This is a genomic window from Humiphilus diazotrophicus (genome assembly GCF_059726315.1).
The window spans coordinates 7,178,789-7,193,397 of record NZ_AP040870.1; the positions used below are offsets into that span (position 1 = coordinate 7,178,789).

A 14,609-nucleotide genomic window follows, 5' to 3' on the forward strand; every position below is an offset into this window, starting at 1 on the left:
ATGCTATCTTCGATAACTCCGATCTGGATCACTGGACGCTGGCTAACTTCACGCTATTAACCAAGCCTGTGCGCGCTTCGCGGAAACTGACCGAGGGTTCCCAATCTTACCTCTATAATGCCTAGTGGTCTTCGGGAGGACGCGTGTTCGCTTTTCGTATCATTCGTGGTTGTGTAATTGTGTCAGTTGGATTTCTTTGCCTGGCAATGGCTCTAGCGCAGGACTTGAATTCTGAGGTGAAGCTCCGTGAGCAGTTTTTCAAGGCTCAGAAGCTTTATGAGCAGAAGCACTTCGCCGAAGCAGCAGATATTTTGGAACCCTCCTATGCTGCCGGACCGAATGGGATAGGTAAGGATTGGTACGTGGCAATGTACGATCTGGCGTGTGAGGAAGCGCTGGCAGGACGTAATGAGAAGGCAATCGAGGTGCTAATTGCCTCGCAGGCCGATGGAGGCACCGTTACCGCCGAGCACCTCGCTTCCGATGCAGATCTCACCTCGCTGCACGGCGACAGGCGTTTTGCACAACTCATCGAAGAAGCAAAGAGCCAAGAGCGGCTTTGGAGACGCGAGCCAGGGCAGGATATCCCGTATGCTCCCAATCTGAGCGAAGACGCGAAAGTAGTTGGACTGTCGACCATTTGGGCTGAAGCACGTTTCAACTTCGCGTTTTTCGACCGGCAGCCGACGCTGGACTGGAATCAGCTTTATCTAGACTACCTTCCAAAGGTGCGAGCGACGAGTTCCACCGAAGAGTACTACCGCGTGCTGATGCGGTTTGTGGCGACATTGAAGGATGGCCATACGAATGTGTTTCCGCCGGATTCGTTCGCAGATATCTTCTATGGCAGTCCAGGCCTCAGCACGAAATTGGTTCAGGACTCCGTGGTAGTGACCGCGATAGACGATCCGGCACTGCTAACGCAAGGCTGGCGGATCGGTGACGTGCTGCGCAAGATCGGCAATGAGGATGTGCGGGAATATGCGGAGCGGGAAGTTGCTCCATTCCAGAGTGCGTCTACGCCGCAGGATTTGTCTCTTCGGACCTACAGTTATGCATTGCTGAGTGGAAAGGCGGGAACTGACCTGACAGTTACAGTGGATGACGCGGAAGGTCACCAGACTGTTCGTACTTTGAAGCGGATGTCCGTCTCCGAGCGCACGAAGATGCGGCATGTTGAAGATGCGGCGTTTGCTTTGCGGCCAGACGGGATCGCGGTTCTCACCGTGAACGAGTTCGTGGATACAAAGGGGACAAAGCTGTTGCTCGAGAAGTTGCCTCTGGTGGCATCCGCAAAGGGGCTCATTATCGATCTACGCGCCAATGGGGGAGGCAGCACGCCGGTTGATCTGCTTCAGATTCTCGCGCAAAGGCCGATTCCTGGAGCATTGCAGAGCACCCGTTCGTATCGGGCCGTGGACAGGGCCTGGGGCGTGCTGCCCGGTTGGGCGGAGTTACCCGCAGAGCAAATTCCCGCTGATGAAGTCCATCATGTGGATGTGCCGGTTGCCGTGTTAACCAGTGCAATGACCTTCTCCGCTGCGGAGGACTTCGTGGCGGCATTTGATGCCATGCACCGTGGCATCACCGTAGGTGAAACCACCGGAGGGAGCACCGGGCAACCGCTCTTTTTTCACCTGCCCGGAGGTGGCGGTGCAAGGGTTTGTACAAAGAACGACCGGGCCGGAGATGGAACGGTGTTCGAGGGCGTAGGGCTGGTACCGGGCATAAGAGTTTCGCCGACACTTGCCAGCGTCCGCTCTGGGGCCGATGTTGTTTTGGATCGCGCTGTGGCTGCGCTGCTCGGTCACAGTAAATGAGAAAAGCGACAACAAGGCCAATGCACTCATCGAGCACTCGCTCAAGCGGAATGGGCGGGATTAGTACCAGGAAACGTCGAGGGCAACGGCGATATTGATTCGCTGACCGGGCGCGAAATTCCATGACGTTGGCTGATATTTCGGGAGTAATCGGCCTCGGTGGTATGAGTGGGTTGGCGATTCTGCGCTTGCTGATAACCGAAATGACGGAGCTTTGGACTAGATTCTCTGATGTGAAGCGCGTTTCTTGGCATTAATCGGGGCACAGCACTATCCGGTACTTGCCGAACTCGCGGGTTCGGCAAGTTGGCCCAATTGCATTTCGTCAGTAGGCCTATGAATACACTTGCTTGTTACCGGTTATTTCGCTCGCCACTCGCACTATCGCTTCCAAGCTCTGGTCGATGTCCTCTTCCGTCGTCAGCCACGAGGAAATGCTGATGCGCATTGCTGCGCGACCCTGCCAGGTCGTGCCTCCGCACCAGCAGGTGCCGTCCTGTTGGATACCCGCAATCACGTCTTTGGTCACCGCGTCGTCACCGAACGACACGAGCACCTGATTGAGCACGACATCATTGAGGATGGCATATCCAGCCCTTTTCAGACCATCGGCCAACCGCGCTGCGCAACGGCAATCGCGCTCAATCATCTCGGCGAGGCCGGAGCGCCCCAGCGATTTCAGTGCCGCCCATACTTCGACGCCCCGTGCTCGGCGCGAAGATTCAGGCGTCCAGTGCATGGGCTCGCGATCAACGCCAACCGGGAAGTACGGTGCCTGAACGTTGGTTGCGGCATAAGCCGAGACCGCATCGCGTATAAGCGCTAGCCCAGAATCGTATGGCACATTGAGCCATTTATGCGCATCCGTCGCCCACGAATCGGCGCTCGAGTACCCTGCCAGGAGGTGCGCACGCTTGGGCGCGCACGCTGCCCAAAGTCCAAATGCGCCGTCCACGTGTACCCAACTCCCGGTTTCTTTCGCGGTGTCGATGATTTCCTGTGCGGGATCGAAGGCGCCGGTGTTCACATTTCCGGCCTGAATGCACACAATCGCCGGCTCGCTCAGCTTCGGAAACGCATCCGCCCGGAAACGCCCTTGTCCATCGGTTGGGACGGTGATCACGCGCTTCCTCCCGAGACCCAGCAGCGAGAGCGCCTTGAACACAGTGGAGTGGGCCTCGGCCCCTACAACCACTTGAATCGGAGGTGCCCCAAACAGGCCGTCGCCATCGATGTCCCATCCTTTGCGCGCAAGCAACGCATGCCGCGCCGCCGCCAAGCACGTGAAGTTGGCCATGGTCGCACCGGTCACAAATGCGCCCGCAGTCCCCTGCGGGAAGCCGAAAAGATCGATGATCCACTGCAATGCGATGTCTTCGAGAGCTGCCCCTACCGGGGACATCACTCGGAGACCGACATTCTGGTCCCACGCCCCGGTGAGCACGTTGGCTGCGAGAGCCGCCGGTAACGAGCCGCCTATCACGAATCCAAAGTAGCGGCTGCCCGCAGTCGCCACTGTCGCCGGAGATCCAACTTCATCCAGTTGGTTGAGCACCTCTGCTGGGTCGGTCGGGTCCGCTGGCATGGGTTCCGCGAACCGTGAAAGTGCCGCTATGGCTTCGACCGTCGGCACCACTCGCCGCTCCCTCACCGCGTTGAGATAGGCGGCTGCCCGCCGGGCAGCTTCTTCGACAAGGGCGCTTCGCCCGTCCTTGTGATCATCTGTCATTGATTTCAACCTCTGCTGGAACTTTACCCTGCCACAAGGAGTAAAGCTTGTTACTTCCATTTTGCGCAAGCGGGAGTGAGAACTTCAACTCACTCATTGAGAATCGTTTCTGTAACAAAAGCAGGATCGATATCGGGAAACGCCGATTGAACCAGAAATCATTCAGCGTCAACTGCACTATCAATCTGGGCGCTGGCCGATTTCTGGGACCTATTTAACTTCGGCCGGGCTTGGATTTGCGTCGGATTGCCCAAGGAAACCAGCGCTGTGACTCGTCCTTTCCCAGGTGTGAGAACCCAGACCTTGGGGTATCCATTCTTGGTGCTTGATCGAGATGATGGCCACGCGTTGCGCGTCGCCCCTTAGCATGGATCGATTGGTCCCGGGTATGCCGCTACCCCTAACGCTTATCATGCTTGCATGAAGATCTGCGCTGTCCTTTGCCAACTCGGAATATTGTTCGCCAGTGTCATGGTCATCCCTGCCTCCGCCTCAGAACACAAGATTCGCGTTCTTATTGTTGACGGATTCAGCAACCACGATTGGAAGCAGACTACAGTTCTGTTGCGCGGCGTCTTGAAAGCAGCCGGCGGCTTCGAAGTTTCGGTCAGCACTGCGCCGATTGATTCCAAGAGCGCGGCGTGGGCAGCGTGGCGACCACGGTTTGCCGACTATGACGTTGTAATCCAGACCTGCAACGAGGGAGCAATGAATGGGCTTCTGACAGGGGTGAAGCCAAAGCCGGATTGGCCAGATGCTGTGAAGATGGACTTCGCGGACTTCGTCCGCAACGGCGGTGGCGTGTATATCTTCCATGCGGCCGAAAATGCCTTTGTAGGTTGGAAGGAATATGAAGACATGGTTGGCCTTAGTTGGCGCCATGCGAATTATGGTTCATCGGTTCGTGTGGGCAAAAACGGGGAGTTGGTGCGGATTGCACCCGGCGAGGGCGGAGACACGAGTCATGGCCTGCGTGCCGACAGGCTGATAACGCGAATGGGCGATGACCCAATCCACGCTGGAATGCCGAAAGCGTGGCTTACTCCGGATTCAGAAGTCTACGTTTATGCGCGCGGTCCGGCGGAGCGGGTAAAGGTGCTCGCCTATGCCGAGGACACTGTGCCGAGATTGGGCATGTTGTGGCCTGTGGAATGGACAACCACTTACGGCAAAGGTCGTGTTTATGTTTCGGTTTACGGCCATGTCTGGCCGGGGGATGTGCAACCGGCGGGAATGCGCTGCGCCGCTGTGCAGACCATTATTCCGCGCGCGTTGCAATGGCTGGCTGGGCGGCAAGTGACCTTTCCGGTGCCCAAGGATTTTCCTGGGATAGCCGCCGTTTCGGTTCGGAAAGAAATCGAGATTGAGTAGATTTCTCAGTGTCACACCGCAATCTGTGCGCGAAAACGCCGATGGCTCCGGGAACATCTTCGAACGCCAGTCCCAAGGGAAGGCAGGGCGATGGAAGCTCTCCTATTGTGCCAATCCGACACGGCGGATTAAGTCCTGAAATCGTGGGTCGCTGCGCAGAACATCGTAGCGGGGTTCGACCTTAAGAGCTGTCATTGCATTGGAGTGTTGCACATATGCTTTTTCCAACCAGGACAAGGCGTGATCGTTATCGCCTATGCCGAGATACGCCCAGGAAATAATAGTCGGATCTATAGGTCGATGCCGATTCATTTTTTCCAATTCCGCCAGTGCGTGACGTGCCTGCACTAACTGGCCGATGCGTCCATAAAGGTAGGCGAGCATGGACCAATAGTAGGGAGAGTCGCTGAGGGACGCGGGCCATGTCCGCATCTCGGTGAGAGCATTCGCAAACATTCCCTTTTGTTCATAGGGCCCGACCATGAGTCCTGCATAGAAGTTCTCGTCCACCTCGCGCACCGCGCGAAACTTCGCCAGGGCGAGGTCATACTGCCGAGAATAGTAAAGGATTTGGCCATTGTCGACCGCGATCACTAATGAAAGGGGATCAAGCTGTCGCGCCCGCTCGCTCTCGCCGAGAGCCTCATCGAATCGGCCCAACCAGGCCAGATATTCCGCATACCAATGGTGGGCAATAGCGTTGTTAGGGTTCAGCTCGATGGCCCTGCGGTATTCCTTTTGCGCGGTTTGCCAATCCCAATCGTAATTTTCAACGATCAAAGCCAGAGAAGTATGGGCTTCCGAGAGGTTTTCATCGAGTTCGAGTGCCTTGAGCGCGGCGGCACGAGCCTTGGGCATCAGCTCGGTCGGCGGAGCCCCGCTATAACTCGTCAGTAAGGTATAGGAGTCTGCCAGGCCGGCATAGGCGCGAGCGTTGTTGGGATCTTTTTCTATGGACTTCTGAAAATACTCGATGGCGCGATGAAACCCCTCAATCGTTCTTTGGTTCCAGAAGTATCTCCCTCTGAGATAGAGGTCGTAAGCCTCAGATGTTTGAGGAGATAAAGACGACGCCTTGTTGGACGGAGTAATCTTCTTGCGGTCTCCGAGGGTAAGCTGAATTTCGTCAGAGATCTCCTGCGCGATCTCGCCTTGAAGGACCAGCAGGTTACTAAGGTCGCGATCGTACTTGCGTGTCCAAAGCTCGGTCTGATCTTTGATCTGAACGAGTTGCGCGGTAATTCGCACCTTGTCAGCGTCGTGCCGGACACTGCCCTCAAGCACATATTGGACTCCCAACTCACGCCCGATCTGCTTCAAAGGCGGCTGGCTGTTTTTGTAATGCATGACCGAGGTACGCCCGATTACGCCCAGATGTTGCGGATTGAGATTCCCTACCTGCGAGATCATCTCTTCGGTCATACCATCGCTTAAATAGTCTTGCGCCGGGTCGCCGGTAAGATTTTGAAAGGGAAGTACTGCCAGCATCACACGTTCTCGCGGCTTCAGTTGTGGAGTTCTTATCGCTGACCAACGCAGGGTTCCGGCTGTGACCGCCAGCATCAGAATCGCAAGGGCAGCAGCGAAGTACAGCCATCGTCTTTTGTTCACGAAACGAGCTGAACTTCTACCTATCTGTTGGCTTGGATACCCAGTTTCGGATGCCTCTGCTGCTATCGACAACGGAGGATTGACAACCGACAACTGTCCCTTTCCGTTTCCCGAAACAGCCTTTACATCGGCGGCAAATCGATAGCCCTTTCCCTGGATGGTCAAAATGTAACGTTGGTCTGCCGTTTCTCTCAATGCTTTGCGCAGCACGAACACGATCTGGGTCAGGTTCGACTCTTCCACAAAACTGTCAGCCCAGACAGCCTTTAGCAACTCTTCCTTGGTCATGAGCGAACCTTCGCTCTGTACCAGTACCAATAGCATTTCAAAGGCTTTCGGAGTCAGGGGGACAGGCTCGCCATGCGACCGCAAAATTCGCTTTTTGGCGTCCAGGCGAAAGTCGCCGAACTCATATACGCCATTGGAAAAATCCGTCACAAGCCACCTCTAAGAAGTTCTAAGAAAGTTTGAGGACGGCTTTGAAGACATTTCGGGAGCATCCGAAGTAGCCTGACGATCCCAGAATGAAATGGGAGAACGGGATCGGGGGTCAGTCTACCACCTCTCTTTCGGCTTTACATCTCTCTCGTCCTCTGGTCTCCCCTCCTATATGGAGGAGAGCGACAAAGTAGTACGTCAACCACCTCGCGAAAACAGCAACGGCCCTCTGGAATACTCCCCGCAAAAGCTTTACGGAGGGGCGCAAGGAGATCTTCATGTCAGCTATCGATGACAAATATCAGCAGCTTAAGGCAAGCGGCTTCGACCTGGGCACCCCACTCACGGCGGAGGCTGATGCCGCTGCCGGCGGTCGTGTTCGTACCTATCAGCAGGGGAACATTTACTGGGATCGTGCGACGGGAGCACACGAGGTGCACGGAGGCATCCTGCAACTTTACCTGGCAAATGGTGGCCCGGGAGATTTTCCGGGGACGCACGCGCGCGGTATCGGCTACCCGGTGTCCGATGAGACAGACTCTCCGCAGGGACCTCGCTTCAACCAGTTCGAGACAGGTGCGATTTATTGGACGCCTGGAACGCATGGTTGCGTACTCCATGGCAACCTGTGGGAGATGTACAAACAGACTGGCATGGGCATGCCCCTGACCGGCAATACACCCGTAGCCGGTGGCATGGCTGCTTACTTCGAGCGAGGCATCCTGTTTTCTGCGGAAGGTGCCGCGCCGGGCGTGAACAAGATTCTGGTCGGCATCTTAACTCCCCCTCTTCTGGGCCGTCCGAAGCTGGTGAACCCGGACGTCGCGGAAGAGCGTCAGTTTCAGACGATGGTGCAGTGGCAGAACCTGGAGAGCGCGCAGTATCGGGCACTGACCGCATGGCAGCCGAACCTGTTCTCCGAGTTGTGGACCGAACGCCTTGCTCTCTCTCCGGTGGGCGCGGCGTCGAATCCGATCCTGCTCAAGGTCTCGCAGGTGGTGGTGGGAGACCACACCGACTTCTACCTGAATCTCAACGCGATCCTGGAGCCGATCTCCGATCTTGCGGACCGCACGCTTTACGATCTGCAACTGAAGCTTCCTGTGGGAATCAACTACGCGCTCTCTCCGCACTGCATGTATGTCAAGCGAGGCTGGGACCACTTTGGCCTGCTGCATATTACAGACCTGCATGTGAACAACCGCAACGATCAGTTTCGAGCGAAGCTTCGTGCGTTGGGACTGAATACTGCGGCGGATCAGTACAGCAACTTCCAGGACTGTTTCCGCGACTTCGTCCGATATGCAAACAAGCTGCACAGCCTGGGGCTGGCGGATGCAGTGGCAGCGACGGGCGATCTTATCGATTATGTATATGAAGACGGAGATACCAGCTTTGAAAACAACTTCACACGGCTGCGGCGGCTGATTCTCGGCCAGCCCTTTGCGGCCGGATCTGCGACCGGGGAAGAATTGAAGATCCCCATCTTCGCAACCTTCGGAAACCATGACTACCGGCTTTATCCGTACGACTTGATCCTGAATGTCGATATTCCTGGGCATCAGGTTCCGCTGGATGAATTCGATTCGCACAACATTATCGAGTCTGACGCTATTGCATTGACGGGTGGAAAGATACCGACCTACGGAGCGACAGATGGGGATAAAGTGTTGCGGATGCTGAAGTACGATGTGAACGAGCAGACCAATGCTTATGGCTACTTCGAGAAGTATTTCAGCAAGCAACGCAGCTATACGGTGAACCTGGGCAGGCATCGGCTGGTAATGCTCGACACGAAGTACGATGTCGCCATTCCGGACCGGGCCAATCTAGCCTTTCTGATCAATGCTCTGATCTATGGTCTCTCAGATGACCAGAAGACTCTCTTTGAAGGCGGCGCACCGCAACAGACGGGCTTCTCCGAAAAAGAGTTATCGATGTTGCGTAACGCTATCCAGGAGGCTGGTGCAGACGGACTGGTAATGGTCGGCATGCATGCTCCGGCGATGTCGCCCGTGGGAGGAGAGTATCCGTACTACTTCCGGGAGACGCTGCACGCGGCGGCTGATCCAGCTTTGACGCAGGAGTATATCGCCCGCTGTCAACTTACGGGGCAAAGCTGGACGCTCTCCGGGACGCCTTACTTCAAGGTCGGCGACGTCACCGATGGTCTTGACAATGGGATACTGAAAGCCGGGCATGACGAATTTATGCAGTTGTGCTGCGGAGTCAATCAGTCGCGGCCGGTCGATTTGATTCTTCACGGTCACATTCATGATCGCGTGGAGTACCGCGTGGGGTGGAATACAGACGCGAGCCGCTTCGAGTATTACCTCGACTTCTACACAGAAAACCCGAGTGCCTACTATCAGACCAAACTCGGTCATGATATCCGCGGTCTGCGAACCATTCCCAAAGGAGCGCCACTGGCAATTCAGATCGATGCGAAGGCCAGTGCAAATGCGGTGCCCGTGCCCGTTACTCTGCACGCCCAGGGAGCCCCCGACCTTATTTATGGAAAGCTCACGCTGCCTCCCTATGCCGCACCGCTCAACGATGCGTCCAACGCGAAACAGTGGTGGATTGACCATCGGCCGCTGTTTGTTCAGACTTCGGCGCTCGGTCCGGGAGATCCGAGGCAACGCTTCGGGAACTTTTATCTAATCTCTCCGCCCAAGTACAGCTATCGTCCGACCTTCGAGACCGACCGGCAGCCGAGGGCGGCTGACAGCGGTTCGTCACGGCCGCTAGTCACGCCACAGCCCCCCAGGCTGCCGAACCAACTCTTTCAAGGCTTCCGCCTGGTGCAGGTCGATGGAGGCGTCATCTCGAAGATCCGCTACATCACGCTGCGGGACCTCCGGGCAGCGAACTTCGTCGAGCCCTGGGAGCCAGGACGTCGTCACTTCCCAGTGCCTCCTGTTGGTCCGCTGCAGCGTGTCCTGAGCGCGTAGGACACGCTCTCTTTCGAAATTGCCACTCCCGGGGTTCGCACCTCGGGAGATGGCTTTAATTTTGGAGTTCTGATTGTCAAAGAGATGGGAATGCAGACTCGAATCCGAAATTGAACTGATCAGACTCAAGCCAAAAGAAGACTTGAGTCTGGAGTTTGTATATTTTTTGCAGAGGGGTCAAATAAAGAACAGCAAATATACAGAAGCATTTTTGATCGTTGCAGCCATTGGTCAGGCTCTGTGTCAGTCCCGCACCGGAGCAGCCGACCCGTGATAAATGAAACGGGGGTCGGATTTTGATGATTCTTATGAGGTGTTGCGAATGTGTTTTGCAGCATTGCATCGGCGCTTAACAGTAAGGGAACAATACCTCCCGGAGGGAGCGAACGAAAATAGCCCCGTGTGGAGCGTAGCGGAACGCGGGGTTCGCAATCCCATTCAATAGATCCGCCCCGGCAGGGGCGGAACGAATCCTAATCTCCTCACCTAAGATTTGTGGAGGATTTCGTGCCGCCACCATACGGGGCGGCGAGACGTGAGGGGCTAACCCAGCGCTCCCGTCCGCAAAGCGGACTCCGCGCTGGGCTACTGTCGATTCGCCCCGCTGGGGCGAAGTGCTGGAGCTTCTATCTTTCCATGCTAGTAAATGCAGACAATTTTGAATATAACCAGAAGCTCAAAGACGAATTGGCCCTTGCCCTGTGTCAGTCCTGCACCAGGGAATTGACGACCTCTGTGCCTCTGCGCAATTCCACTCTATACGCTGCTGGCTCTCGTTTCATCCATCGTGGGTCGGCTGCTCCGGTGCGGGACTGACACAAGGCTAAAACCAATTCGCCTTTGCGATTCTGCTTGTGTACGCGTACGCGGATTTTCGGCTATCTTCGGCTCAGAAAATGTAGAAACTCAGACTCAAGCTAAAAGAAGGTGTCAAGTGCCAAGACATACTTTACAGTTTTCAGTTACAAAACTAATCTTCAAACCATTGATCAACGATCGTCGATCAATGGCTTGAGTGGGCACCCGCCACCTGCCCTTCATGCGCACCTACTCCCGAGCTTGCAAATTCCTGCGGCCCGACCAGCCACCCTTGAACGCCAGATCGATCCTCCCTTCCTGTTCATATGCGAACACGACTGTCCGTAGATGAACAGGCGTAGACCACGCTACAACGCTGAATCAGCCCGAAGCAAGGGGTAGTTGCAAATGGCCTCAGACATGCACGGAAGCTGAAACTGTATCAGCAGTTGGTTGAAGGAATAATAGTGCTGCTGTTGAAAATCAAGTCGCGGAGAACTGTAATGGTTAGATCTCGCTTGCTTATTTTGGGCGCATTGCTCTTTGTATCGTCAGTTCTGCTTGGCGAGGAGAAGGGAACGAAGGCGGACAATTCCGCATCACGCATTGTCGCTTCCGTAGATGCGCTCTTCAGCAGGTGGAACGTATTACACAGTCCGGGTTGCTCCGTCTCCGTAGAACGCTCACAGAAAATACTCCTCAGCAAGTCATATGGCGAATCGATACTGGAAGCCGGTACTGCTAATAGCGCCACAACAGTATTTCACGTGGCTTCCGTATCCAAGCAGTTCACTGCTTTCGCAATCCACCTTTTACAGGCAGAAGGCAAGCTTTCTCTCGATGATGACATCCGCAAATATGTTCCGGAACTCCATATATCTTCTTCGTCGATCACCCTGCGTCAACTCTTACACCACATGAGCGGAGTTCGCGATCAATGGACGCTGCTGGAGCTGAGCGGCCGTCGGATGGAGGACACCATCACGCAGAAGGACGTGCTCCGTGTCATCTTCGGTCAACAGGAATTGAACTTCGCGCCTGGCAGTCGCTTTTCTTATTCAAATTCAAACTACTCGTTGCTTGCCCTCGTTGTAGAAAGAGTTTCTGCGCAATCATTCCCCGAGTTTATGCGGCATAGGATTTTCGAACCACTCGGCATGTCCCACACCCATGTGCAAGATAGCTTCCGCCAACTATCATTCAGTCACTCATTTCCTTATGCTCCAGCACGGCAGGGCTACGAGCGTAGATTTCTTCCTTATTCCAGCTACGGTGCAACAGACGTTCAGACAACTGCCGAGGATTTGGCACTCTGGGCGATGAATCTCGATCAGCCAAAAGTGGGAAGTCCGGGTATGATTGCGAACCTGTTAGCCACCGGGAACGACAACACCGGACGTCCTGTTAAGTATGCGTCTGGACTCGAAGTGGGCGAATATCGTGGCACGATGTTAGTCGAGCACAGCGGATCTGATCCGGGCTATGTCGCCGATTTTCTCTTTCTGCCCGCTCATCACTTTGCTGTTGCAGTTTTGTGTAATACAGAAGGCCCGAATCCTGTTGAATTGGCGCACAAGATTGCTGATCTCTACGTGGGCGACCAACTGGGCAATGAAGACAGGCCCCAACGGCGCCCCGTCGTGCTGGGAGAGGCTCAATTGAGGCGATTCGAAGGTCTCTATAAAGAAGAACCTGGCATTCTTTTCGCGATCACGATGCGCGACGGAAAACTGTTTATGCAAGGCCGCGACGAAATGGTGCCGTTCAGTGAGCATGACTTCTTTCTCAGGACCGCACCTGTGACCTTCAGTTTTTCTGAAGACGCATCCACTTTGATTGTGCATGAACCGGATCATGATCGAAGTGCGACCCGTGTCGAGAGAGTTGCTGCTCAGGAGTTGACCCCAGCCCGGATGACCGAGTATGTAGGCGACTACTATAGCCCAGAGCTTCGGATGATTCTCACTCTCAGACAACACGGCAAAGAGTTGTGGGTCGAGGGACCGGGATATGAGGCTCGCGTTCTGCAACAACCTGAGCTTCTGCGCGAACCCGATGCATTTTATACCGAATCCATGGTCGGCTCTCTGCAGTTCAGGCGAGACGGCGAGGGTAGGATATCGGACCTTCTAATCTCCAATGGAAGAGTGATCAATCTTCGTTTTCGCAAGATAACGAACGGCTTGCCCGCTTTGTGAACTTCAGGGCCACTCCCCGTATAGCTCGTTGATGGGGCCAAACCTGTTAACGGGACTTATCTCCGACTCTAGCTCGCAACGCACATTTAGTGGATGACGTAACGCTGGTGGATTGATACACGTTGTTCGGAGAGAGGCTATGAGCAGGCACGATGGCTGAGTATGCGATTGGGGAAAGGACCTTCCCGGGGATGAGGGATGATTACGCCATGACAGTCAGAGGTGAAAACATGGACTGTCGTTATTGAATCTGCATAAACTGCCGTCAAGAGATTTGTGAGCAGACTCGAATCCGAAATTGAACAGATCCCACCATCAGGTGGTTGGGACGGCGCAACACAGCGCGCAAGCGAGCCAACAATTCTTCCATTGCGAACGGCTTGGCAAGATAGTCATCCGCTCCGGCATCCAGGCCGATGATTTTGTCCGTTAGCTCGCCCTTTGCTGTCAGGACGATCACTGGCATTCTCCGGCCTCGATCGCGAAGTGTTGAAATCAATGCCAGGCCATCCCCGTCCGGAAGTTGACGATCCAGCAAAATCGCATCGTGCACGTTTGTCGAGATCGCTTCTCTGGCAGCACGAATGGTTGGGACGTGATCGACGACGATATCGTACTTCTTCAGCGCAGCGCTTAACGCTGATGCCATCTCAGGCTCGTCTTCGACCAACAGAATACGCATGACCAACCTCGCTATCCACGCTGTTCTGGTTCATTATTGCCCACGTACGAGCCGGAACGGCGTACGCCTGGTAATACGATAGACCGTCGCGGGAGGAAGGTTGAGGGCAGCCCACCCGAGACGGGTTTCTCGCATCCCAAGCCGATCGAGTACCGATTTCGGCACAGGACAGCGCGATCCATAAGTGAATTGGTAAAACGCACCTCCGGGCCCCAGGTGGCTGAACGCTCCCCTGAGAATGGCGACCACCTTCCGCGTCGACATGTTGAGCAATGGAAGTCCGCTGATCACTGCGCCCGCAACAGTGTTCTTAAACGGAACCTGTGTACGCAGGCGCGCCGCATCCATGCAAAGTACCCTGGCCTTCGGAAAGCGATCGCGAAGAAGCTCAGCAAATACCGGCATGTATTCGACAAGCGTAAGGTCCTCTTCTCTCACACCTCGCGCCAGGATCGCACGGGTGAAAACACCGGTTCCGGGGCCGAGTTCGATGATTGGACCCGATTTCCCGCTGATCTCGCGTGTAATCATCTCCGCCAGAGCTGTGCTGGAAGGCGCGACGGCGCCGACATGGCCCGGATTGGAGATCCAGGACATCAAGAAAGAAAATGCATCAAAGACGCCTACGTGTTTTTCCGTGCTCGACAATTAGATTCCCCCCGGGGACGATATGGGCCGATGTGGGAACTTCTTCGCACTCTGAAGTTTGAGGGCGAAGCGTCTCGGTACTGATAAGATGTTGCACCGGCACCATTGCGTGAACATTGCGTGATCGATAATAAACGATATGCCAAATTTCGATCGGGGAACCTTCGTTTGCGTGTCTGGCCTTTCGGGTACCACCGAGAGATCGACAAACTGATACATCATCGGTTCTGTATTTCCTGCGACCGTATCGGATAATCGCCTTCGGCCACTATCTGCTGAGCTGCCGCCTGCTCATGATCGCAGGCTGGTCTGTTTGATGACTGGACTGTGATCATCAGAGTGGTCCCCAGCAAGCGAAGG

General features: G+C 55.2%; 9 protein-coding genes. 5 read left to right on the forward strand and 4 right to left on the reverse strand.

What is annotated here, in order from left to right; translation table 11 throughout:
* Nucleotides 1-143 precede the first annotated feature (143 nt).
* The gene (locus tag AC6I7T_RS28715; protein ID WP_497791264.1) at nucleotides 144-1,820 is read left to right on the forward strand and encodes a S41 family peptidase; all 1,677 of its coding nucleotides are present in this window, start codon (nucleotides 144-146) and stop codon (nucleotides 1,818-1,820) included.
* 334 nt (nucleotides 1,821-2,154) lie between these two features.
* Here the strand turns inward: AC6I7T_RS28715 and AC6I7T_RS28720 are convergent, their stop codons facing one another.
* Nucleotides 2,155-3,549: a pyridoxal phosphate-dependent decarboxylase family protein gene (locus tag AC6I7T_RS28720; RefSeq protein WP_497791265.1), complete on the reverse strand. Its 1,395-nt coding sequence runs from the start codon at nucleotides 3,547-3,549 to the stop codon at nucleotides 2,155-2,157.
* A gap of 420 nt (nucleotides 3,550-3,969) precedes the next feature.
* On the opposite strand from AC6I7T_RS28720, the gene AC6I7T_RS28725 reads away from it, so the two are divergent.
* On the forward strand, nucleotides 3,970-4,920 hold the full coding sequence (locus AC6I7T_RS28725) for a ThuA domain-containing protein (protein WP_497791266.1): 951 nt from the start codon (nucleotides 3,970-3,972) through the stop codon (nucleotides 4,918-4,920).
* Between the two features lie 102 nt (nucleotides 4,921-5,022).
* On the opposite strand, the gene AC6I7T_RS28730 is transcribed toward AC6I7T_RS28725, so the two are convergent.
* Nucleotides 5,023-6,969, reverse strand: coding sequence for a winged helix-turn-helix domain-containing protein (locus tag AC6I7T_RS28730; protein WP_497791267.1), 1,947 nt, complete (start codon nucleotides 6,967-6,969; stop codon nucleotides 5,023-5,025).
* Nucleotides 6,970-7,247: 278 nt separating this feature from the next.
* Between AC6I7T_RS28730 and AC6I7T_RS28735 the strand changes: the two genes are divergently transcribed.
* The 3 genes from AC6I7T_RS28735 to AC6I7T_RS28745 all read left to right on the forward strand — a co-directional run bounded on the left by AC6I7T_RS28735 (nucleotide 7,248) and on the right by AC6I7T_RS28745 (nucleotide 12,919).
* Nucleotides 7,248-9,923 carry an LGFP repeat-containing protein gene (locus AC6I7T_RS28735; RefSeq protein ID WP_497791268.1) on the forward strand — a complete coding sequence of 892 codons (2,676 nt, stop codon included), beginning with the start codon at nucleotides 7,248-7,250 and terminating at the stop codon, nucleotides 9,921-9,923.
* A gap of 507 nt (nucleotides 9,924-10,430) precedes the next feature.
* Complete coding sequence (locus tag AC6I7T_RS28740; RefSeq protein ID WP_497791269.1) at nucleotides 10,431-10,739, forward strand: hypothetical protein; 309 nt, start codon at nucleotides 10,431-10,433, stop codon at nucleotides 10,737-10,739.
* Between the two features lie 485 nt (nucleotides 10,740-11,224).
* The gene (locus AC6I7T_RS28745) at nucleotides 11,225-12,919 is read left to right on the forward strand and encodes a serine hydrolase (RefSeq protein WP_497791270.1); all 1,695 of its coding nucleotides are present in this window, start codon (nucleotides 11,225-11,227) and stop codon (nucleotides 12,917-12,919) included.
* Between the two features lie 265 nt (nucleotides 12,920-13,184).
* Here the strand turns inward: AC6I7T_RS28745 and AC6I7T_RS28750 are convergent, their stop codons facing one another.
* Both AC6I7T_RS28750 and AC6I7T_RS28755 read right to left on the reverse strand, forming a co-directional pair.
* Nucleotides 13,185-13,601: a response regulator transcription factor gene (locus tag AC6I7T_RS28750; RefSeq protein WP_497791272.1), complete on the reverse strand. Its 417-nt coding sequence runs from the start codon at nucleotides 13,599-13,601 to the stop codon at nucleotides 13,185-13,187.
* A 33-nt stretch (nucleotides 13,602-13,634) separates the two neighbouring features.
* The gene (locus tag AC6I7T_RS28755) at nucleotides 13,635-14,249 is read right to left on the reverse strand and encodes a class I SAM-dependent methyltransferase (protein ID WP_497791274.1); all 615 of its coding nucleotides are present in this window, start codon (nucleotides 14,247-14,249) and stop codon (nucleotides 13,635-13,637) included.
* Between the last annotated feature and the right edge of the window lie 360 nt (nucleotides 14,250-14,609).